The following is a 21,707-nucleotide window of genomic DNA, read 5'->3' as shown; positions in this document are numbered from 1 at the left end:
CATCAGTATCGTCGGAAGCGATCGAGCCGTGAGGCCCGATCAGGAAACCCAGCGTACGTGACCCGGCGCAACCGCGCCTCCGGGAAACTACCTGATCCGGCAGTCTTCCCGCACCTCACAAACTTCGATACTTTTCGGGATCCGCGAGCCGCTCGTTCATCGACCCGGACCGGAACCCGCGCGGGTCCACCTGCGCCGCCGCGAACCCTTCGGCGATGACCGCATCGACCAGTTCCTGGTGGTCGACCCGATCCAGCAGCTCGGAGTCGATCTCGATCGAGGCGCTCTCACCGAGATCACGCACTCGCACGTTCTGCACGTCGTACGACGCCAGCCGCGCGCGGACCGTCTGCTCGGCCCGGTCGACCCTCACGAGCAGGTTCGGCGTGATGCGGATGCCGTACGCGATCCGGCTCGACAGGCACGCCGCGGCCGGCTTGTCCGAGGTCTCGAGTCCCCAGCTGCGCGACGCCGTACGGATCTGTGCCTTGGTCAGCCGCGCGTCCCGCAGCGGCGTCAGCGCGCCCCGCTCGAAGGCGGCGCGGATACCCGGACGGAAGCCGGCGATCGCGTCGTCGGCGTTCGTGCCGGTGGCGATCGCGGTGATGCCGAACTCGTCGGCGATCGGCTGCAGCGTCTCGATCAGCTCGGCCTTGCAGAAGTAGCACCGGGCACCCGAGTTCGCCTGGTAGCCCTCGCGCTCCATCTCGTGCGTGTGCGGGGTGACATGCCGTACGCCGATGGTGTCCGCGAACCGCGCCGCCGGCTCGAGCTCGTCCGCCGGAAGCGAGGGCGAGATCGCGGTCGCCGCGACGACGTTGGCCGGCCCGATCGCGCGGGCCGCGGCCGCGAGCAGGAACGCCGAGTCGGCGCCACCGCTGAACGCGACGACCATCTTGTCGTACGACGACAGCCGCTTCATCAACGCTTCCAGCCGCTGCTCGAGCACGTACTCCTCGAGCCAGGCCGGGAACTCCGTGAGGTCATTCAGTACGACGTCGGCGCCGTACGCCCGCAGCTCGTCCGCGGTGAAGGGGCCGGTCGCGACCGATACCGCCAGCGCTCCGGCCGCGTGCGCCCCGTCGATGTCGGCGGTATGGTCGCCGACGTAGATCGTGGCCTCGTGCTCGCGCAGCGCCGTACCCTTCTCGGCTCCGTGCAGGTCACCGACAGGCTCGTCGATGTCGAAACCGAGGTGCTCGAGGTGCAGCCGCACCGACGGGGTGTACTTCGCGGACACGACCATCGTCCGCCCGCGCAACGCCCGGATCGCGGCCAGCGACTCGGCCACGCCCGGCAGCGGCAGGCTGCCGGTGATCGCGTGCGACGGGTACAGCTCCCGGTACCGCGCGATCAGCGGCTCGACCTGCTCCGGCGGGAACCAGTTCGCCATCTCCCAGGTCAGCGGCGGCCCGAGCCGGCTCACCACCAGGTCGGTGTCGATCGGCACACCGGTCTCGGCGGCCAGCAGATCCCAGACAGCCTGGATCCCCGGCCGGGAGTCGATCAGCGTCATGTCCAGGTCGAATCCGACCACGAGCTCCGGCACATCGGCGGCGGTCGGGGCGGGCTGGATCTCGGCGGTTGACACGTCCCCAACCCTACGTGCTCCGGCCGGCCGAGGGGTCTCGCATCCCGAAACGGCCGATAAGTCTACTAATCCAGTCGGATTATGGATGATAACCGACCGTGAGGGAGCACTCATGACCACGCAACTGCAGGCACCGGAGATCACCGTCGCGAAGGCCGGCGGCGCGCTCGGCGCGGTGATCGGCAACGTCCGGCTCGGCGGCGATCTGGCGCCCGAGACGGTGGCCGCGATCCGGCAGGCGCTGCTCGACCACAAGGTGATCTTCTTCCGCGAGCAGCACCACCTCGACGACGCCGGCCAGCTGGCCTTCGCCCAGCTTCTCGGTACGCCGACGCTCGCGCATCCGACCTCGAAGAGCCTCGACGGCGCCGCGAACGTGCTGCCGATCGATTCCGACTACAGCAAGGCGAACAGCTGGCACACCGACGTCACGTTCGTCGACCGCATCCCCGCGATCAGCCTGCTCAGGGCCGTCAGGCTGCCCGCGTACGGCGGGGCGACCAGTTGGGCGAACACGGTTGCGGCGTACGCGAAATTGCCGCAGGCCCTGCAAGCACTGGTCGATCGGCTGTGGGCCGTGCACAGCAACGTGTACGACTACGCCGGCCACGCGGACGAGGGCCGGATCGGTGGGGTCGACGTGAAGTACGAGGAGCATCACAAGCAGTTCGAGTCCAAGCGCTTCGAGACCGAGCATCCGGTGGTTCGCGTCCACCCCGAGACCGGCGAGCGGTCGCTCGTGCTCGGCCACTTCGTCCGGCGGTTCGTCGGACTGACCAGCTCGGAGACGACCGCGTTGTTCCAGCTCCTGCAGAACCGGGTCACCAACCTCGACAACACCGTCCGCTGGCAGTGGCAGCCGGGCGACCTGGCGATCTGGGACAACCGCGCGACGCAACACTTCGGCGTCGCCGACTACGACGACCAGCCGCGCCGGCTGCACCGGATCACGCTCGCCGGCGACGTCCCGGTCAGCGTCGACGGCGTCCGCAGTACGCCGCGAACAGGCGACGCGTCGCACTACTCGTCACTTGACAGCTGAGGACACTCTGTCCGAACACTTGACATCAGGGGCAGTTTTGTAAACCCTCGATGTCATGACCTCGTTTGTCGATCGGACCAAACGCCGGCTCCGTGACGAGCTGCTCGATGCGGCGCAGGAAGCGGTCGTCACCGGCGGGTACGACGGACTCCGGATGGCCGAGGTGGCTCGCCGGACCGGGGTCTCGCGGCAGACCGTCTACAACGAGTTCGGCGACAAATGGGGCCTGCTGGAAGCAGTCGCGGCCCGTGAGACCGAGCGGTTCCTGCTCGATGTGAACGCGGCGATCGCCGAGCAGTCCGACCCGATCGACGGTCTCCGGGCCGCCGTCGAGCGGGCGTTGACGCTGGCCGCGGAGAACCCGTTGATCAAGGCGGCGCTGAGCCAACCGGGATCCGACCAGGCCAGTCAGCTGCTGACCACACGGGGGCAGCAGGTGCTCGAGCTGGCCCACCTCCGACTCGGTGCCCACGTCAGGGAGCACTGGCCGGAGGTCCCCGCAGAGGACGCGACCAGCTGCGTGGACGTCGCCTTGCGCGTCGTCATCAGCCACATCGTCACGCCGGGCCCTCCCCCGGCGGCGGTGGCCGATCAGCTGGCTCGCGTCCTCTCACCCTTCTTGGCCGAGTCTCGGAGGTTGCACGTATGAACGAGTTGCACCGCAACGGCTTCACCACCCTGAAGGCCGGCGGCCTGAACTGGGACGCGCTGCCGTTGCGCCTGTTCGACAAGGGCAACCGCAAGTTCTGGAACCCGCGCGACATCGACTTCAGCCAGGATGCGAAGGACTGGCAGGAGCTGAGCGCGGACGACAAGGACAACGCGTTGATGCTCTGCTCGCAGTTCATCGCGGGTGAGGAGGCGGTGACCGAGGACCTGCAGCCGTTCTTGCAGGCGATGGCCGCCGACGGCCGGTTCGGCGACGAGATGTACCTGACGCAGTTCTGCTTCGAGGAGGCCAAGCACACCGCGGTCTTCCGGCTCTGGCTGGACGCGGTCGGCGTCACCGACGACCTGCACCACTACGTCGAGAACAACCCGGGCTACCGCGCGATCTTCTACGAGGCCCTCCCGGTCGCGTTGAAGTCGCTCGCCGACGACCCGTCGCCGGCGAACCAGGTCCGCGCGTCGGTCACGTACAACCACGTGGTGGAAGGGACTCTGGCCCTCACCGGCTACCACGCGTGGAACCTGCTGTGTACGGCGCGCGGCGTACTGCCCGGCATGCAGGAGCTGATCCGCCGGATCGGCGACGACGAACGGCGCCACATGGCGTGGGGCACGTTCACCTGCCGCCGGCACGTCGCCGCGGACGAGGGGAACTGGAAGGTCGTCACCGACACGATGGAGGAGCTCCTCCCGCATGCGCTGGTGCAGATCCAGTGGGCGATGGACAACACCGCCGCCCTCCCGCCGGAGATCAATCCGACCGCGCTGATGACGTACGCCGGTGATCGCGCCACCCGGCGGCTCGGCGCGATCGAGTCGGCCGTCGGCGCGGACGTGGCCGGGATCGACCTCGACTACTCCCCCGAGAAGCTCGAGGACGACTTCGGCGACGAGGACTCAGCCGCGCTGGCGGCGGTTCGCTAGCAGGACGATCAGCGCCGCGGTCGCCAGTACTGCGGGGAGCCAGAGGACCGTCGTCGTACCGAGGTGGTCGGCGACCTGACCGCCGGTGAAAGCGCCCAGCGCGATCGATCCGTTGTAGACACCTACCAGTACCGCGGAGGATGACTCGGGTGCGTGGGGTGCTGCGGCGTGGCCCCAGGCTTGCGTGCTGACGCTGGTTCCGCCGTACGCGAGGCCCCAGATCATCAGTAGGACAAGGGATCCGGCGACGGTGGTGCCGAGGACGGGCATGGCGAGGGTCGCGACGGCGATGCCGGATGCGATGACGGCTAGGGCACGGGTCGGACGGAGGGCGCCGGCGAGGAAGTTGCCGAGGACACCGGCCACGCCGTACGCGAGGAGCAGGGTGCCGATCAGGGCCGGGCCGGTGTGCGGTTCGAGGAGTGGACGGATGTAGGTGTACGCCGCGAAGTGGCCGGTCACGATCAACCCGACGAGGACGAGGCCGACGCGAACCTGCTTGATGCGCAGGACCTGGATGACGTCGTCGAACCGGACAGCCTGCTCGGGCGCGAGTGGTGGGAGCTGGCTGATCAGTGCGGCCGCGAGCGCCAGCGACAGGACTCCGACGCCGGCGAAGGCCCAGCGCCAGCCGACGAGCTCGCCGACGAAAGCGCCGGCGGGAATCCCAAGCACAGAAGCGATTCCGATGCCGCTGAAGATGAGCGAGGTCGCCGGACCGGCCGCATGCTCGGGCACGACGCGACGCGCCAGCCCGACCGTCAGCAGCCAGACACCGCCGATCGAGATACCCATCAGGACCCGCGCCGCGATGAAGACCCAGTAGACCGGTGCGATCGTGGCGACGAACGCCGCGAACGCGAGCAACACCATCAGTCCGCCCAGAACTGCCCGGCGATCCAGTCGACCGAGGCCGAGCGGGAGGATGGGCGCGGCCAATGCTGAGACGACGCCCGTCGTGGTCAGTGCCAGGCCCGCGGCGCCTTCGGTGATGTGGAGCGAGTCGCCCATCGGAGTGAGCAGCCCGACCGGGAGCATCTCGGCCGTGACCACCGTGAACACGGTCGCCGACATGACAATGGACGCCGCCCATGCTCGGGTGGCCACGTCGTCCGCGCAGATCGTCGTCATACCTCCAGTGAGCGGCCTCGACGTACTCCGGAACAACGGCGATCTGGTCATCCTTGTATTAGCTGAGCTAATCGATCAGTGTGGAGCCATGGCCATCGAGATCCGCGAACTGGAGTGCTTCCTCGTGCTCGCGGACGAGCTCCACTTCGGCCGTACGGCGGAACGCCTGTACCTCTCGCAGAGCCGGGTAAGCCAGCTGCTCCAGTCGCTGGAGCGCCGGATCGGCGGCCCGCTGTTCGAGCGGACGAGCCGCCGGGTCGCGCTGACGCCGCTCGGCAAGGAGTTCCTGACCTCGCTGCGCCCTGCGTACGCGGCGCTGGAGCGGGTCGTCGGGGATGCCCGCGAGTACGCCGCGAATGTGAAGGGCAAGCTCCGGATCGGCTTCCAGGGCGCGGCCAACGACACCGTCCTCGGCGCCGTGTCGGAGTTCCAGTCCCATCACCCGGACTGTTTGATCGACGTCTGTGAACTGCCGCTCAACGATCCCTTCGGCGCGGTACGGCGGGGTACCGTCGACGCCGCGGTCGTCATGCTGCCGGTGGCCGAGGACGACCTCGTGCTGGGCCCGGTGTTCTCGCGCCAGCAGCAGACCCTGACGGTCAGCGCGGGTCATCGGCTCGCCTCGCGGTCGTCGATCGACGCGGAGGAACTGGCCGAGGAGACGCTGATCGCGATCGCGGGGCCGGCGCCTGGCTACTGGCGGCAGGCGCAGGCGCCGACTCAGACGCCTGGCGGCGCGCTGATCCACCGCGGTCCGGATGTCCGGACGCTGCAGGAAGGCTTGTCGCTGATCGCCGCGGGTCGCGGCGGGATGCTCGTCTGCCGGCCGACCGCCGAGCGCAACCAGCACTGGGACGGGATCGTCAGCATCCCGCTCACCGGCGTACCCGAGTCTGCTCTTGGACTGGTCTGGCGGCGCGGTGAGGACACTCCGGCGCTGAAGGCCTTCGCGGATCAACTGCGCCGGAAATAGCCCTCGCGCCGCCGGGCTTGGGGCGGTTGGCAGACTGGGGCCTGTGACAACGGTGTTGACACCTGCCGAGCGACGGGGTGCGTCGTTCGCGAATGCGATGGCTGCCGTGGTCCGCCGGTTGCCGTGGGGGTTGTCGCGGCTCCCGGCGAGCTTGCTCGGATTCGTGGTGATCAACGGGTTCACGTTCGGCGTGGATCTGGCGCTGTTGACCGGGTTGCGGTCGTGGGCGCGGCTGCCGCTCTGGCTGGCGATCACTCTCGCGTACGCCGCTGCGTTCGGGCTGAGCTACGTGCTCAACCGCACGCTGAACTTCCGCTCGCACGGCGAGGTGGGGCCGCAGGTCGCGAAGTACGTGGGCGTGATCGTGGTCAACTACCTGGTCTGGATCCTCGGGGTCGGCGCCGGGTTGGGCGCGCTCGGGGTCGAGTATCACCTCAGCCGCGTGATCGCGGGTGCCTGCGAGGGCGTTTACATGTACTGCGCGCTTCGCTGGTTCGTGTTCCGGAGCAGCAGCTCGTAGAGGTCCAAGTGTGCCTCCGCGGCCGCTGTCCAGGTGTAGGTCGCGGCGACCTTGCGACCGAGGTCGGCGCGGCTGTGGTCTGTCAGCGCGTCGCGGAGAGCTTGTGCGAGCGCGGCCGGACCGGTCGCGTAGGTCGCAGCGTCGCCGAAGATCCCGCGGAAGACGGGCAGATCGGAGACGACGAGCGGGACGCCCGCCGCCAGCGCTTCCAGCGGGGCGAGCCCGAACCCCTCCTTGACCGAGGGAAACGCGAACACCTCGGCGCCGGCCACGAGAGCCGGCAGGTCGACATCATCAACAGGCCCCAGCACGACAGGCGCAACACCGAGCTCCGCAGCCCGCTCCTCCCAGGCGGCACGGTAGTCGCGGTAGTCGAAAAGCGTCTCGCCGCCGGCGATCACCAACTGCAGGCGCCGGTCGTCGTCGCCCGCGGCGACGGACGCCCGCTCCGCCAGTCCGCTGGCCGCGGCCGCGGAGCTGGAGCTTGGCTCCGCCGACGTCAGCCGGCCGGAGGCGCCCGCCGCTGTCATGCGGGCATACGCCTCGAGTAGCTCGAGGGAGCCCTTGCGGGGTTCGATGCCGCCGACTGTCAGTACATATCGGCCCAGCCGGCTACGCCAACCGTCTCGTCGAGCTTTTGCGGACGGGGCGTCCGACGCGGCTGTTGCGAAGCGGGTGGCGTCGACGCCGTTCGGGATTACTGTTGCCTTGAGCCCCCAACCGGTGAGGAGCTCGTCGGCGACTGCGGCGGAGACGCAGACGTGGGCGTACGGGTCGACGATCGCGCGTTCATGACACGCCGCCAGCTCCGGTGTGGTGAAGTGGTCGAGGTGATGCACGGTGCGGATGCAGCGGCCGGCCGCGTTGGCGCTGATGCAGTCCTGTGCGTGCACGACGTCGTACTGCGATCCGTCGAACGCGTCACGTAGTACAGCAATCGACCGCAGGATGCGTTCACCCACCCCTTCGCCGGGCCGATCGGGAAACGGGACCAGCGACAACCGCACCCGTGGATCGACCGTCCGGAAGAAGCCTTCGTCGCCACCGCGAGCAAGCGACCAAACGGTCACATCAGCGCCCGCCGCCGCCAGCGCCTCCGCCAGGTAGAGCGTGTGCACGACACCCCCGCGCGGTTTGGTCGAGTAGCTGAGTAGCGCGATCCGCATCAGTACACCTCCGGACGGCGTTCGCCGAGATGGTGCAGCACCCGACGGGCGGTCTCGATCTCGGCGCGTACGTCGACCTCCGCGATCGCGATCCCGGCCTTCGACCAAGTACGGGCGACGATGTCGCCACCCGGCCCGACCACCTTGGACTGACCGAGGAACCGCAGGCCGCCGATCGAGCCGGTCAGGTTCGACGAGACCAGCACAACCTGGTTCTCGGCCGCCCGGGACCGGTCGTACAGGTCGAACAACCGCGACTGCCGGTCCTCGTTCATCCGCGCGGCCCGGTTGGTGATGCTGGTCGGCCACGCGCACAGACACGCGATCACGTCGGCGCCGTCGACAGCGAGCGCGCGAGCCGCCTCCGGGAAGGTCTTGTCGTAGTCGATCATCATCCCGATCCGGCCGACCGGGGTGTCGAACCCGGCGAACTCGTTGCCTGCGGCATAGATCGTGCGTTCGCCCGGCGGCTGGTGCACCTTGCGATGCCGGCCGAGGACGCCGTCACCGGTGACGCACAGCGCGGTGTTGAAGCGGTCCGGCCCGTCCGCCTCGCAGAAGCCGAAGCAGACCACCATCTCGCCGGCCATCGCGATCACCTTGGAGATCAGCGGATCGTCGAGCGTGAGCGCGGGCGGGAGATCGTCGTACGTCGGATTGCTCAGGTCGTTGAGGTACCCGCCGAGCACCGCATCCGGCAGCACGAGCAGCTGGACCTCCTCGCGCCGCCCGTGCCGGATCAGCGCCTCGACCCGGGACAGGTCGAACTCCAGGTCCCGGGTGAACCCTGCGGCGACCGCTCCGATCTTCAGACCCATGCCAGCTCGTAGGCCTCCGGCCGGCGATCGCGCAGATGTCCCATCGACCGGCGGGCCAGCTCAAGCGCCTGCTCGACGTCCAGCTCGGCGATCGCCATCCCCTCGGTCACCCCGGTGTCCGCCAGCACCTCGCCGCCGGGGTCGACCACCTTGGCGCTCGCCACGAACCGCAATGAGCCGAACGTGCCCGACTGGTTCGCCGACACCCAGACCACCTGGTTCTCCAGCGCCCTGGCCCGGTCGAACAGGTCGAACCGCCGCTTCCAACGATCCTTCGCGAGGTCCGGGTCCGGGTTCGTCCGCGCACCCGGCCAGGCCGACACGCAGACGATGATCTGCGCGCCGTCGAGGGCGAGCGTTCGCGCCGCCTCTGGAAACGCCTTGTCGTAACAGATCATCAGACCAAGCCGCCCGACCGGTGTATCGAACGCCTCGAACCGGTCGCCGGCCGCGAAATGCGCGTCCTCGTGCAACGGCTGATGCACTTTGCGGTGATGTCCGAGTACGCCGTCACCGGTGACGCAGACGGCGCTGTTGTAGATCAGTCCGTCGACTGCCTCGGCGTACCCGGCGGTGACGACCAGGTCGCCTGCGAGCTTGGCCAGGCGGGCGATCTCGGGGCCGTCGGTGGTGAACGCGGGCGGCGGCTCCGCGGTGCCGTCGAGGCTGAGCAGGTACCCGCCGAGCGCGCCTTCGGGGAGCGCGAGCAGTTTCACGCCGGCCGCGCGGGCCTGGTTGATCAACTGCTCCACCCGCACGAAGTCGGCTTCGAGGTCGCGGTCGAAGTTCGCGGCCACAGCCGCCATTCTGAGCGTCATGCTGCTCCCATCCCGGTCACTCCGGCGGCCAGCGCCTCGGTGACCTCGCCGTCCGGCCAGCGCAGTACGACGCCTTGCCCGGTGGTCAGCTCGCCGCACACGGCGCTTGTCGCCGGGCCTGCGTCGATCGGACCGGTCGTGAGCATCGCGAAGCCGGGGAAGCAGGTCAGCCAGTCCCCCATCGATGCCGCCTCCGGCTTCGGTACGGCGGCAACGTCGAGGACCGCCGCGCAGCCGGAGGCCTCGGCGAGCATCCCGAGCGTGCCGACGACTCCGGCCATCGAGACGTCCTTCGCCGCCGACGGGCGCGCGCGGCCTACCGCTGTCACCATCGTGCGCAGTTCTTGAGGCGCCCGATGACTGGTCGAATCCCACTGCCGCCCGGCATACCCGGGTCGCCAGGCGCCAGCGAGGTCGGCCGTCAGCCGGACCTGCTCGCCCGGACGTCCGCCGCCACCGGGCACCGGGTGCGCGGTCCGGCCGAACGCGGTCACACTCAGAGCCGGCGGGACACCCAGCTGAGTGTGCCCGCCGAGAATCGGTACGCCGAAGGCCGCGGAGGCTCGCTTCAGCCCAGTCAGAACGAGCTCGGCGGCGGCAGCGTCGCGGGCGCCGAGCGCATCCAGCAGACCAACCGGTACGGCGCCCATCGCAGCGAGATCGTTGACGTTCACCAGGACCGAACACCACCCGGCCCACTCCGGATCCCGCTCGACCATCGCCGGCAAGATCGCATCACACGCCGCAACAAGCTCACTCCCCGGCACCGGCGCACCGTCGTCGCCGACGTACCCATCCGGCCCAATCCCTTGCAGCAAAGGGCCGAGCACACTCTTGGTCGCCGCCACAAGCCTGTCGATCCGCCCGATCGGCCACCGCATCAACACATGCGGCGTACTCGCAACCGTCACCGGGCGCACAGTCTCCCAACCCAGTCGCTGAAAGAACCGCTGGGTGCCGAGCTGCACAGTCGCGTCAAACCTCAGCGCACCCTCAGCCTCAGCCCGAGCACACGCGGCCCGCACGAGCGCAGCTCCCACACCAGCCAGCTTGGTGGGGATGGAGGCGGCCCCTGGCGCTCGGCTGCCTGCGACGACCAGGCGGCCGCCCTGCCACCAGCCGATGTCGGGGCCATCCGTGGGCGGGCCTAGGCGGACGCCGCCGATTACGGTGCCGTCGGTTGTGCGGGCGACCAGGACAATCGTGCGTGGGTCGGTGTCGCGATCGTCGAGGTCCGTTCGGTCGAAGAGGCCCTGCTCCTCGACGAAGGCGTGTCGCCTCAGCGCGTAGTACGCCTGCCGGGCGGCGGTGTCCGCCTCCTCGATCAGGAAGGGGGGTGGCGGATCACCCAGCAGTGCGCGGACGTCGGCGGCTCGCATCACGCCGGCGGTTTGGACCACCGTCGTACTCATGAACCGGCCGCCGACAACAAACTGCAGGCACCGCAGGCAGCACACCCGGCGCCCTGGTCCGCACCGCGCATGTCGGCCGCAGCCAGCAGCGCAGCGACGCGGGCCGTGACGTCACGGACCACAGCAGGATCCGGCGCCGTCACCCCATCGGCCCGGGCAAGCGTCCCGAGCATCGGCCGCAGCGGTACGACGAACGGGTACACCCCGCGCTCGATCAACCGCCCAGCCCCGGCCACCAACTCATCCGGATCCTCCCCCATCCCGATCAGCAGGTACGTCGACACCCGGTTCCGCCCGAACACCCGGACGGCCTCGTCCCACGCCGCCTCGTACTCCGCCATGCTGACCGACGACTTCCCCGGCATCCACTTCCGCCGTACGTCGTCATCCAGCGACTCGACATGGATCCCGATCGACGTCGCCCCCGCTTCACGCAACTCAGCCAACACAGACAGATCACCCGGCGGCTCGATCTGCACCTGAATCGGCAACCCCGGCACGGCATCCAGCACGGCCTTCACCGACCGCACCAGATTCCGCGCACCCCGATCCCGCCCGGTCGTCGTACCCGTCGTCATCACCATCTGCGTGACACCATCCAGCCGCACCGCCGCCTCAGCGACCTCGGCCAACTGCGCCGGCGTCTTCGCCGCGATCGTCGCCCCGGCCCGCAGCGACTCCTCGATCGAGCAGAACCGGCAACGCGTGGACTCGTCGTACCGGATGCAAGTCTGAACGACCGTAGTAGCCAGCACATCCTTCCCATGCAGCAACGCGATCTGCCGGTACGGAACCCCGTCCGCCGTCGCCAGATCGTAGAACCGCGGCCGTCGCACCGGCTCCACCGACAACCCCAGACTCACGCCGTCACGAAACACCCCGCCGTCCCGGACCTGATAGGGGCTATCGGCAACGATCGGGAGGGTGGCGTTGGCACCGTCGACGACCAGGTGCCCGTCGTCGCTCGGCCCGGCGCCCTTGCTGCGACGGACGGGTGCGTCCACCTGCACGCCGTACACGGCCATCTCGGCCCGGACGGCCAAGGCTTCCTCGGTGCCAACGCTCATGGTCGACCGCCTCAGAACATGTAGGTCGAGTTGATGATGGCGCCCTTGCGGGCGTAGTGGATCAGCGCGTCCTGCACGTCCAGCGGGTGGGTCGGGATGACGCCCTCGATCAGGTCCTCCTCGCGGGCACCGTGCAGCGACAGGCCGAACCGGCAGCAGTACACCTTGCCGCCCTCGGCGATGAACGTCTTCAGCGACTCGTTGATGTTGTGCTCACCGGGGAAGGCCGAGTTGCCGGTGGTCGGGAACCCACGCGTGGCCAGGCAGTTCAGCGAACCCGGGCCGTAGAAGTAGATCGCGGACTCGAACCCCTTCCGCTGCGCCCGGGTCGCCTGCAGGATCGCGACGAAGCTCACCGAGGACTCGTGCGCGATGCCGTGCACCAGGGTGAAATAGGTCTCGCCGTCCTCGGCCTGGTAGTCCGGGAACACCTTGGTGCCGCCGTAGATGCTGGAGCCCTGCGGCAGCGACGGGTGCGGGATCTCGCCCAGGCTCTTGGTCTCGAGGTCGGTCAGTTCGGCGGTTTCGGGCATCTCGTTGCTCCTTGATCAGTCGTACAGGTGGGAGAAGGTGCGGTGGAAAACCTGGTCGGCGAGTTCGCCGTCGCCCATCCCGGCGCGCATCCGGGCGAGTTCACCGGCGTGGTCGCCCCAGGGCTGGTCGCTGGCGAACAGCACCCGGTCGTGACCGATGCCGCGGCGCTCGATCTCGGCGGCCAGCCAGCCCGGGGCGAAGCCGATCGCCCAGGACAGATCGGTGTAGACCTGCTTGCCGGCTTCGATCCAGTCGAAGAACCGGGAGCCGATCAGCTTGATGTGACCGCTCATCCCGCCACCGAAATGGACCAGATGCAGCGGTACGACGTCGGCGTACGTCTCGACCAGGTGACCGATGTGGTCGATGTCGGACGCGGCGCCGGGTGAGGTGTGCACGTGAACGACGAGCCCGTGCGTACGCGCGGTCGCGAAGATCTCGTCCAGCTGAGGACGTACGGCGTCGTCGGTCGGATGGCCGCCAAGCAGGAAGCTGAGCTTGAGCACCCGTACGCCGGGCTCCCCCGCCAGCGTGAGCGCCTTCGCGGTCAGCTCCGCGTCCTGCGGCCGGGGCGAGACCCAGAGGCCGGCGCGGATCCGGTCGTCCCTGGCAGCCGCCTCGACCACGAGCTCGTTGAACCCGAATGAGACAGCGACATCCGGTACGCCGTAGTTGGGAATCACCAGCGCCCGGTCCGTCCGCTCAGCGTCGAGGTCCGCGATCAACTCGTCGATCGTCGCGCGCGCGGTGATGTCGGGGTTGACCGGAGGCCCGCCGTAGAAGGGATAGGCCGGGAGTACGCCGAGATGGCGGTGGGCGTCGCAGACGTACATGTCAGGCCACCGTCCGATGCAGGCCCGCGATCCAGTGCACGCCGGCCCGCTGCTCGACGATCCGCTCGGCGACGTACTGCGCGTCGTCCGCAACCCCGCCGAAGCGGCCCGAGCCCCAGGTGTGCTGCCAGGGCAGACCGATGAAGTACAGGCCGGGGACGTTCGTCACTCCACGCCGGTGGGTCGGGTAGCCCTGGCCGTCGAAGACCGGGACCCGGATCCACGAGTCGTCGCGGCGGAACCCGGTGCTCCAGATGACCGCTGCGATCCCTTGCAGAGAATGGGTTTCCGGTGCTGTGTCTGGGTGCCAGACGGGCTCGTATCGCGCTTCCTCGGGAGCGTCGATTCGCTCGGCGGCGATGTACGCGTCGATCGAGTCCTTGATGCCTTCGGACACGGCGTCGGCGTGGTCGAGGTTCTGCTTCAGGTCGTCGGCGAAGCGCAGTGTGTCGCGGTCCGCGTCGATGAGACGGCCGTAGAGCCGCATCCCTTCCAGGGCGAACTTCCGCAGGTCGATGTCCCGGCCGCCGTCGCGACCGGTGACGTAGTGGTTCGCCCGCAGCCGGACCGCGTCCGCGTCGTCGAACTCCTCGATCCCCTTGCGGTAGTAGCCCATCCGGTCCAGCCAGGTGACCACGTCGAGACCGCGGTAGAACCGCGCCACCCGCGGGGCGCTCCCGGTCGCGAGGTGGACCGTCCGCCCGGCCAGATGCAGGTCCTCGGCGATCTGACACCCGGACTGCCCGGTGCCGACCACGACGACGTCACCGTCGGGCAATTGCTCAGAACGCTTGTACTGCGAGGAATGCAGCTGCATGACCGAAAGCCGTTCGGCCAGTCGCGGGATCTTCGGCGACTGGTACGGACCGGTCGCGACCACTACCTGGCCGGCCGTGATCGTCCCGGCAGTGGTGACGAGGCGGAACCCGGCGTCGAGCCGCGTCGCCCGAACCCCCTCGACGATCGGCACATCGAACGCCTGGCGGTAGTTCTCCAGGTAGTCGACGATCTCGTCGCGGACCATGAAGCCGTCCGGGTCGGCACCGTCGTACGGGAAGCCCGGCAGGCGGCATTGCCAGTTCGGAGTGACCAGGCAGAACGAGTCCCAGCGGCGGTTCCGCCACTCTGCGCCGACACGATCGGCCTCCAGGACAACGTGATCCACGCCGTGCCGGGACAGCTGCCAACTGGTCGCGAGGCCTGCCTGGCCGCCGCCGATCACGACGACGGGGTGGTGTGCACCGTCGGTGAGTTGCATGCCGGCTCCCGGGGTCTCGGTCCGTCCTGGATGTGTTCCAGTGAAGGACCGCCCGATTGCCCCGCTGTTGCCCCCGGAACAAACTCAGGTTTCCAAATCGGCGCCTGGTGTTTCGGGTGGGTAACCGCGTCAGGCGAGTTTGTGCACTTCGGTGTCGGCCGAGGTGAGCAGGCGACCGTCGGCTGCATGGACCTCCAGCGGCTTCAACGGCTGCTGGTCGCGGCGGTCGAGGAGCTCCGAGTGCGGCTCGCCTGGATCGAAGGCGAAGGCCTCGCCCCACTGTCGAAGGGCCACGATCACCGGGAACAGTGCCTCGCCCTTGGCGGTCAGCTCGTACCCGCTCGGCACCTGCTCGAGGATGCCGTTCTCCACCAGCGCGCGCAGACGGGCGCTGAGGATGTTCTTCGCCACGCCGAGGCTGCGCTGGAACTCGCCGAACCGCCGGCTGCCGTCGAACGCATCCCGCACGATCAGCAGCGACCACCAGTCGCCGACCGCGTCCACCGACCGCGCGACCGGACAGCTCTCCTCGTCGAAGCGGGTTCGCTTGACCATCACTCACCTCCTGGTTGCAACATGCTACCAACTTCTCCTACGGTAGCAACATGCAACCAGGCCAGCGCGTGTTCCTCGCGGTCGCGGCGGGGGTCGCGGTCTCGACCGTCTACGCGGCCCAGCCGCTCCTGGTCACGATCGGCGCCGACCTCGCGATCGCGCCGGGCAACGTCGGCCTGTTCGTCACCATCACCCAGCTCGGGTACGCCGCCGGCCTGTTCCTCCTCGTCCCGTTGGGCGATCTGCTCGACCGCCGCCGGCTGATCCGCCTGCAGTTCTTGCTGCTGGCAATTGCCCTCCTGCTGACCGGCATCGCCCAGAACGCCGCGATGCTGCTGGCCGGCCTGGCCGCGGTCGGTGCCCTGGCGGTCGTGACCCAGTCCCTCGTCGCGTACGGCGCTTCGCTGAGCGCATCAACCGAGCGCGGCAAGACCGTCGGCACGATCACCACCGGCATCGTCATCGGCATTCTGCTGAGCCGGACCGCGTCCGGCATCCTCACCGACCTCGCCGGCTGGCGAGCCGTCTACCTGACCGCGTGCGCCGCCTGCCTCGCCATCGGATATTGCATGCCCCGCACGGTCCCGCAGCCCAAGGCTGGCTTGACCTATGGCGCGCTACTCCGATCCACGATCGGCCTCTGGCGCGAGCCATCGTTCCGCGAGAGCGCCGTCCGCGCGTTCTTCATCTTCGGCTCGTTCAGCACACTGTGGAGCTCGATCGCGCTGCCGCTGACCTCGCGTGGGTTGTCGCACACGGAGATCGGCGCCTTCGGGCTGATCGGCGCGGCCGGCGCACTGGCTGCCGGTCCGGCCGGCCGACTGGCTGATCGGGGCCATGGGCAACTGGTCACGATCCTCGCTTCGGTGCTGCTGGCAACGAGTTGGTTGGCGACGGCCCATCTCCTGGCCGGGCTGGTGATCGGCGCGATCCTGCTCGATCTCGCCGTACAGGCCATCCACGTCACCAACCAGAGCAGCATCTATCGGCCCGAGCTCGGGAGCCGGTTGATCGGCGGCTACATGGTGTTCTACTCGCTGGGCAGCGGACTGGGCGCGATCGCGTCGACAGCGCTCTACGAACGTGCCGGCTGGAACGCTGTCTGTCTGCTCGGCGCCGCCTTCGGCGTGGGCAGTCTCGTCACGTCAGTCCGAGGAGCTCGACGGAGCGCTCGCGCATCTCGACCTTGCGAATCTTGCCCGTGACGGTCATCGGGAAGTCGTCGACCAGCAGCACGTACTTCGGGATCTTGAAGTGCGCGAGCTTGCCGGTGGCGAACGCCTTGATCGCGTCGGCATCGAGCGGTTCGGCGCCGGCCTTGAGCTTGATCCAGGCGCAGAGCTCCTCGCCGTACCGCTCGTCCGGTACGCCGATCACCTGGACGTCGGCGATCGACGGATGCGTGTACAGAAACTCCTCGATCTCGCGGGGATAGACGTTCTCACCGCCGCGGATGACCATGTCCTTGATCCGGCCGACGATGTTCACGTACCCGTCCTCGCGCATCGTCGCGAGATCGCCGGTGTGCATCCACCGCGCCTGGTCGATCGCCTCCGCGGTCTTCTCGGGCTCGTCCCAGTAGCCGAGCATCACGGAGTACCCACGGGTGCACAGCTCTCCGGGCTCGTTCCGCGGTACGACGAGACCGGTCGCCGGGTCGACGAGCTTCACCTCGACGTGGGGCATCACGCGACCGACGGTCGACGTACGGCGGTCGAGATCGTCGTCGCGCCTGGTCTGCGTGGACACCGGCGACGTCTCGGTCATGCCGTAGCAGATCGCGACCTCGGCCATGTGCATGTCCGCGACGCAACGCTTCATCACCTCGACAGGGCAGGGCGATCCGGCCATCACGCCCGTACGCAAGCTGGTCAGGTCGTACTCCGCGAAGTCCGGCAGACCGAGCTCCGCGATGAACATCGTCGGTACGCCGTACAGCCCCGTACAGCGCTCGTCCTGCACGGCCTGCAGCGTCGCGGCCGGATCGAACGCGGGACCGGGGATCACCATGCAGGCGCCGTGAGTGGTGCAGCCCAGATTGCCCATCACCATGCCGAAGCAGTGGTAGAACGGCACCGGGACGCAGAGCCGGTCGTCGGCGGTGAACGCGATCGTCTCGGTGACGAAGAAGCCGTTGTTCAGGATGTTGTGGTGGCTGAGGGTCGCGCCCTTCGGGAATCCCGTTGTGCCGCTGGTGTACTGGATGTTGATCGGGTCGTCGAAGGACAGCTCGGCCTCGCGGGCATGTAGTGCGTCGACGGTGATCCGTGAAGCGTCGTCGCGGAGTGCGTCCCAGTCGCCGGTGCCGAGGTAGACCGTTTCCTCGAGCGCGGGGCATTTCGGCCGGACCTCTTCGACCATCTCGCGGTAGTTGCTGGTCTTGAATTCGGTCGCGGAGACAAGCATCCGGACGCCGGACTGGTTCAGCGCGTAGGCCAGCTCGTGGGTCCGGTACGCCGGGTTGATGTTCACCAGGATCGCGCCCATCAACGCGGTCGCGTACTGCGTGATCGTCCACTCCGCCTGGTTCGGCGCCCAGATGCCGACCCGGTCGCCCTTCGCGATCCCCCGCGCCAGCAGGCCGCGCGCGACGAGTTCGACCTCCGCGCCGAACTCGTCGTACGTCCAGCGCCTTCCGGTCTGGACCTCCACCAGGGCCTCGCGATCGCCGTACTCGCTGATCGTTCGTCTCAGGTTGGCCCCGATCGTTTCACCCAGCAACGGAACCTCGGACACCCCGGACGCGTACGACGGAAGGCTCATCCTTCAATCGTCACCTCGCTCCAAAGCCTCTGCAAGTGCACGTGCGGCAGGAAAGGGGCTCCCCCTCTCCTCCTCTTCTTTCCCTCCTTGAAGGCGAGACACGGGAAAGTGCACGTGCGGCAGGAAACAGGGGGTGGACGGCAAGCAATGTATTTACCAACTCTGTGTCACAACGGTAGCGCTGTGTGGTTGGACCGTTACATTAGTTGTGAGAGGTGTGAGGCGATGGACCGATCGATGGAAGGTCACGCCCGCAGCGACCGTCCGCCCGGACGAACCGCCGAGGCGGCCCAACGTACCGCTGCGGTACAGGAGCGCGTCCAGGTCCTGGCCGACATCCTGGCCGACGCGCTGGCTGTCGATGTCAACGGCACCGATCTGCAGACCCTCAAACGTGCTCCCCGGCGGGCCCCACCGACCGTGTCGCCGGCCGATCTCCAAGCGCATCCCGGACCTGTCTGGGATGCGTTCGTGCCCCACCCGCCCTTTCGGTGGTGGGGTGCCCAGCGCCGGTACGCGCGCCGGCTCGCCGACGCCGAGGACCGGTTCGCGGAGGCGATCGAACGGCACCGGGCTTCCGAGGAGACCCGCCGCGAGCGGGTCGCCAAGGCGCTGCGGGAGCAGGTCGAGCACCAGCGCCGGCTCGACGAGGCGACCGCGGAGCAGCACGCGCGGATCGACGCGTACGAGCGCGCGGTGGAGAACCGCGGCCGGGCGGCGGTGACGCGGTACTTCACCAAGGCACTGGACCGGGTGGCGGAACCGCTGGACTTCCCACGCCGGCGCAAGGTCGGGTACGTGCCCGAGTCGACGCTGCTCGCGGTGGAGTGGGACCTCCCCGACGTCAGCGTGGTGCCGGCCGAGGCGTCGTACCGCTACGACCGTGCTCTTGACGCGGTGCTCGCCGTACCGCGAGATCCGCTGGAGCTGCGGCGGCTGTACCAGCAACTGGTGGCGCAGTTGGCATTGCGGGCCTTGCACCTGATCTTTGGCAGCGACCGGTACGGCGTGGTCGACACCGTCGTGTTCAACGGGATGCTCGAATCGGTGGACCTCACCACCGGGCAGACCGTACGGCCGTGCCTGATCACCTTGCGGGCAACGCGGGAGCAGTTCCAGGCGCTGGTGCTCGACCAGCTCGATCCGGTGGCCTGCGTACGGCACTACTTCGCCGCGGAGGTGTCACGGCACCCGGAGGAGCTGCAGCCGGTCGAGCCGGTGCTGGAGTTCGACCTCGCCGATCCACGCACCATCGAGGCAGTCGACGTGATCAGCGAGATCGACGCCCGCCCGAACCTGCTCGACCTGAGCCCCGAGTCCTTCGAGCACCTGGTGCACAACCTGCTCACCCGCATGGGCCTGGAAACCCGCCTGTTCCGCCAAGGCACCGACGGCGGCATCGACTGCGTCGCGTACGACCCCAGGCCGATCACCGGCGGCAAGTTCGTCGTACAGGCCAAGCTCTGGACCCGCACCGTCCCGCCGTCCGCCGTCCGCGACCTCTTCGGCACAGTCGTAGACGCCGGCGCCACCAAAGGCATCCTCATCACCACCTCCGGCTTCGGCCCCACCAGCTACCAGTTCGCCAACGGCAAACCCCTCCAACTGATAGACGGCACAGCCCTCCTGTCCCTCTGCCACCTCCACAACATCCCGGCCCGAATAATCCCCAGAGCGAGCTGACCACCTGCCAGACTGACCGACATGGACACAGGGGTGAGTGTTATCGGGTCAGGACAGGTCAGCGGGACGCCGGATGTGTTGCGGGTGTCGTTGGGTGTCGAGCACTCGGCACCGGATGTGGCGTCCGCGGTTGCGCGGGTCGGAGAGCGCACCGATGCGGTGATGGACGCACTGCGTGGCCAGGGGCTCGAGGAGTCGCAGCTGGCGACCAGTGCGGTGAACGTGTTCCAGGAGTACCGGGAGCCCGATTCGGCCCCGGCGTACCGGGCGTCGCACACGATCTCCGTCGAGACCAAGGACCTGACCGGGTTCGGCGCGTTGCTGAATGCGGCTGTCGATGCCGTCGGCAACAGCCTGAGCCTGCACGGGCTGCAGTTCGATGTCGAGGACAAGACCGAGCTGCTCGCCCAGGCCCGTGAGCTCGCGTTCCAGCAGGCCAAGGAGCGGGCCGGACAGCTGGCCGCCCTGGCCGGGTTCTCGCTCGGCTCGGTCACGGCGATCGCGGAGACCTACCAGCAGGAGGGGATCCCGCGCGTGCGGCTGTCGGCCTCGAAGGCCGCGTACGATTCAGCGCTCAACATCACTCCCGGCGACCACACGGTCAGCGTCTCGCTCGAGGTCAACTTCTCCTGGGCGTAACTCGCGTCTCAAAAGCAGAACAGGGGTTGCGTTGTCGGTGGTGTCGTACAGACTGCTCTCATGTACGCACCGGCGCCGCTTCGGCGGCAACTGAGCCGGTCCGGGCTTTTGCTGCTCGGGCCGGCCTTTGTTGCGGCCGTTGCGTATGTCGACCCGGGGAACTTCGCGACCAACATCGCCGCCGGCGCTACCTACGGTTACCTGCTCTGCTGGGTGGTCGTCGGCGCCAACCTGATGGCCGTCCTGGTGCAGTACCTCGCGGCCAAGGCGAGCATCGCGACCGGGCGGACGCTGCCGCAGCTGTGCCGTGACCACTTCCGGCGGTCGACGTCGACCGGGCTGTGGGCGCAGGCCGAGGTGGTGGCGATCGCGACCGACCTGGCCGAGGTCGTCGGCGGCGCGATCGCGCTCAACCTGCTGTTCAAGATTCCCCTCCTGCTCGGCGGAGCGATCACCGGCGCGGTCTCGTTCGCATTGCTGATCTACCAGTCGAAGCGCGGGCAACGCCCGTTCGAGGCAGCGATCATCGGCCTGCTGGCCGTCGTACTCATCGGCTTCGTCGTCTCGACGGCAAAGTCGGACCCGTCCGCGTCCGGCGTGGTCGGCGGCCTCGTGCCGCGCCTGGACGGGACGCAGTCGCTCGTGCTCGCGGCCGGCATGCTCGGCGCGACCGTGATGCCGCACGCGATCTGGCTGCACGGCGCCCTGGTCACCGACCGCCACTGGAAGAGCATCCGCTCCCAGGAAGGCAAATCACGCGTACTGCGCGCCACCCGCCTGGACGTCGCGATCGCCATGGCGCTGGCCGGCGCGGTCAACCTGGCAATGGTCGTCCTGGCCGCCGCTGCCCTGAAGGGCTCCGGCGCCGACTCGCTCGACGCAGCCCACATCGCGATCGGCGACCGCCTCGGCCAGCTCCCGGCCCTGCTGTTCGCGCTCGCCCTGCTGGCCAGCGGATTCGCCTCCTCCTCGGTTGGGACGTACGCCGGTTCCGTCATCCTCGACGGCTTCTGGCAGCGCCGCGTCCCACTCGCAGCCCGCCGCCTGATCACGCTGATCCCGGCCCTGCTGGTCCTCGCCATCGGCATCGACCCGAGCCGCGCACTGGTCGTTTCGCAGGTCGTCCTGAGCTTCGGCATCCCCTGCGCGCTCTGGCCGTTGGTGAGATTGACCGCATCCCGGCGCGTCATGGGTAACCTCGTCAACCGCTGGGCGACTACTCTCGCGGCATGCCTGGTAGCGACCGCCGTCACGGCCCTCAACGTCGTACTGATCGTGCTGACCATTCGGGGATGACGTGACCCGGGTGTT

21 protein-coding genes are annotated in these 21,707 nt (G+C 68.6%); 9 read left to right on the top strand and 12 right to left on the bottom strand.

Going from position 1 to position 21,707, the window contains the following annotated elements; translation table 11 throughout:
• Positions 1-115: 115 nt before the first annotated feature.
• Positions 116-1,591, bottom strand: a complete 1,476-nt coding sequence (gene larE, locus ACFWUU_RS21420) for an ATP-dependent sacrificial sulfur transferase LarE (protein WP_380177501.1) — start codon at positions 1,589-1,591, stop codon at positions 116-118.
• Between the two features lie 112 nt (positions 1,592-1,703).
• On the opposite strand from larE, the gene ACFWUU_RS21415 reads away from it, so the two are divergent.
• Genes ACFWUU_RS21415 through ACFWUU_RS21405 form a run of 3 tightly spaced genes read left to right on the top strand, consistent with a single transcriptional unit; the run spans position 1,704 to position 4,226 of the window.
• Entirely contained in the window at positions 1,704-2,633 is a 930-nt protein-coding gene (locus tag ACFWUU_RS21415; protein WP_380177499.1) for a TauD/TfdA dioxygenase family protein, read from the top strand.
• 55 nt (positions 2,634-2,688) lie between these two features.
• A complete protein-coding gene (locus ACFWUU_RS21410) occupies positions 2,689-3,282 on the top strand; it encodes a TetR family transcriptional regulator (protein ID WP_380177497.1) in 594 nt (197 codons plus the stop codon).
• Complete coding sequence (locus ACFWUU_RS21405) at positions 3,279-4,226, top strand: R2-like ligand-binding oxidase (protein ID WP_380177495.1); 948 nt, start codon at positions 3,279-3,281, stop codon at positions 4,224-4,226. Before ACFWUU_RS21410 ends, ACFWUU_RS21405 begins: the two co-directional genes overlap by 4 nt.
• Here the strand turns inward: ACFWUU_RS21405 and ACFWUU_RS21400 are convergent.
• On the bottom strand, positions 4,200-5,279 hold the full coding sequence (locus ACFWUU_RS21400) for an MFS transporter (protein WP_380177493.1): 1,080 nt from the start codon (positions 5,277-5,279) through the stop codon (positions 4,200-4,202). The two genes, ACFWUU_RS21405 and ACFWUU_RS21400, sit on opposite strands and share 27 nt — an antisense overlap.
• On the opposite strand from ACFWUU_RS21400, the gene ACFWUU_RS21395 reads away from it, so the two are divergent.
• Together ACFWUU_RS21395 and ACFWUU_RS21390 are read left to right on the top strand one after the other, a co-directional pair.
• Entirely contained in the window at positions 5,272-6,330 is a 1,059-nt protein-coding gene (locus ACFWUU_RS21395; protein WP_380177491.1) for a LysR family transcriptional regulator, read from the top strand. The two genes, ACFWUU_RS21400 and ACFWUU_RS21395, sit on opposite strands and share 8 nt — an antisense overlap.
• Before the next feature lie 43 nt (positions 6,331-6,373).
• A complete protein-coding gene (locus ACFWUU_RS21390; RefSeq protein WP_380177489.1) occupies positions 6,374-6,850 on the top strand; it encodes a GtrA family protein in 477 nt (158 codons plus the stop codon).
• Here ACFWUU_RS21390 and ACFWUU_RS21385 read toward each other — a convergent pair.
• The 9 genes from ACFWUU_RS21385 to ACFWUU_RS21345 all read right to left on the bottom strand — a co-directional run bounded on the left by ACFWUU_RS21385 (position 6,799) and on the right by ACFWUU_RS21345 (position 15,311).
• Positions 6,799-8,016, bottom strand: a complete 1,218-nt coding sequence (locus ACFWUU_RS21385; RefSeq protein ID WP_380177487.1) for an MSMEG_0565 family glycosyltransferase — start codon at positions 8,014-8,016, stop codon at positions 6,799-6,801. The genes ACFWUU_RS21390 and ACFWUU_RS21385 overlap by 52 nt on opposite strands.
• Positions 8,016-8,834: a carbon-nitrogen hydrolase family protein gene (locus ACFWUU_RS21380; protein ID WP_380177485.1), complete on the bottom strand. Its 819-nt coding sequence runs from the start codon at positions 8,832-8,834 to the stop codon at positions 8,016-8,018. The genes ACFWUU_RS21385 and ACFWUU_RS21380 overlap by 1 nt, the downstream gene beginning before the upstream one ends.
• Positions 8,825-9,652 carry a carbon-nitrogen hydrolase family protein gene (locus tag ACFWUU_RS21375; RefSeq protein WP_380177483.1) on the bottom strand — a complete coding sequence of 276 codons (828 nt, stop codon included), beginning with the start codon at positions 9,650-9,652 and terminating at the stop codon, positions 8,825-8,827. Before ACFWUU_RS21375 ends, ACFWUU_RS21380 begins: the two co-directional genes overlap by 10 nt.
• Complete coding sequence (locus tag ACFWUU_RS21370) at positions 9,649-11,064, bottom strand: MSMEG_0567/sll0787 family protein (RefSeq protein ID WP_380177481.1); 1,416 nt, start codon at positions 11,062-11,064, stop codon at positions 9,649-9,651. The genes ACFWUU_RS21375 and ACFWUU_RS21370 overlap by 4 nt, the downstream gene beginning before the upstream one ends.
• The gene (locus tag ACFWUU_RS21365; RefSeq protein WP_380177479.1) at positions 11,061-12,131 is read right to left on the bottom strand and encodes an MSMEG_0568 family radical SAM protein; all 1,071 of its coding nucleotides are present in this window, start codon (positions 12,129-12,131) and stop codon (positions 11,061-11,063) included. Before ACFWUU_RS21365 ends, ACFWUU_RS21370 begins: the two co-directional genes overlap by 4 nt.
• Positions 12,132-12,142: 11 nt before the next feature.
• A complete protein-coding gene (locus tag ACFWUU_RS21360) occupies positions 12,143-12,664 on the bottom strand; it encodes an MSMEG_0572/Sll0783 family nitrogen starvation response protein (protein ID WP_130441080.1) in 522 nt (173 codons plus the stop codon).
• Positions 12,665-12,679: 15 nt separating this feature from the next.
• Positions 12,680-13,498, bottom strand: a complete 819-nt coding sequence (locus tag ACFWUU_RS21355; protein ID WP_380177477.1) for an amidohydrolase family protein — start codon at positions 13,496-13,498, stop codon at positions 12,680-12,682.
• 1 nt (position 13,499) lies between these two features.
• Positions 13,500-14,756, bottom strand: coding sequence for an MSMEG_0569 family flavin-dependent oxidoreductase (locus ACFWUU_RS21350; protein ID WP_380177475.1), 1,257 nt, complete (start codon positions 14,754-14,756; stop codon positions 13,500-13,502).
• A gap of 129 nt (positions 14,757-14,885) precedes the next feature.
• Positions 14,886-15,311 (bottom strand): winged helix-turn-helix transcriptional regulator, encoded by a 426-nt coding sequence (locus ACFWUU_RS21345; protein ID WP_380177473.1) that lies wholly within the window; start codon positions 15,309-15,311, stop codon positions 14,886-14,888.
• 50 nt (positions 15,312-15,361) lie between these two features.
• Here ACFWUU_RS21345 and ACFWUU_RS21340 point away from each other — a divergent pair, with 50 nt between their 5' ends.
• The gene (locus ACFWUU_RS21340; RefSeq protein ID WP_380177471.1) at positions 15,362-16,516 is read left to right on the top strand and encodes an MFS transporter; all 1,155 of its coding nucleotides are present in this window, start codon (positions 15,362-15,364) and stop codon (positions 16,514-16,516) included.
• Here the strand turns inward: ACFWUU_RS21340 and ACFWUU_RS21335 are convergent.
• A complete protein-coding gene (locus ACFWUU_RS21335; RefSeq protein WP_380177469.1) occupies positions 16,452-18,074 on the bottom strand; it encodes an AMP-binding protein in 1,623 nt (540 codons plus the stop codon). The two genes, ACFWUU_RS21340 and ACFWUU_RS21335, sit on opposite strands and share 65 nt — an antisense overlap.
• Before the next feature lie 225 nt (positions 18,075-18,299).
• Between ACFWUU_RS21335 and ACFWUU_RS21330 the strand changes: the two genes are divergently transcribed.
• The 3 genes from ACFWUU_RS21330 to ACFWUU_RS21320 are packed head-to-tail and all read left to right on the top strand — an operon-like array spanning position 18,300 to position 21,692.
• A complete protein-coding gene (locus ACFWUU_RS21330) occupies positions 18,300-19,757 on the top strand; it encodes a restriction endonuclease (protein WP_380177467.1) in 1,458 nt (485 codons plus the stop codon).
• Between the two features lie 21 nt (positions 19,758-19,778).
• Complete coding sequence (locus ACFWUU_RS21325) at positions 19,779-20,396, top strand: SIMPL domain-containing protein (protein WP_380177465.1); 618 nt, start codon at positions 19,779-19,781, stop codon at positions 20,394-20,396.
• A 60-nt stretch (positions 20,397-20,456) separates the two neighbouring features.
• Positions 20,457-21,692, top strand: coding sequence for an Nramp family divalent metal transporter (locus ACFWUU_RS21320; protein ID WP_137258823.1), 1,236 nt, complete (start codon positions 20,457-20,459; stop codon positions 21,690-21,692).
• Positions 21,693-21,707: the final 15 nt, after the last annotated feature.

The sequence above is a fragment of the Kribbella sp. NPDC058693 genome (assembly GCF_042715335.1).
In the GTDB taxonomy this organism is placed as follows: Bacteria; Actinomycetota; Actinomycetes; order Propionibacteriales; family Kribbellaceae; genus Kribbella; species Kribbella jiaozuonensis.
This window is presented reverse-complemented; position numbering and strand designations above follow the sequence as displayed.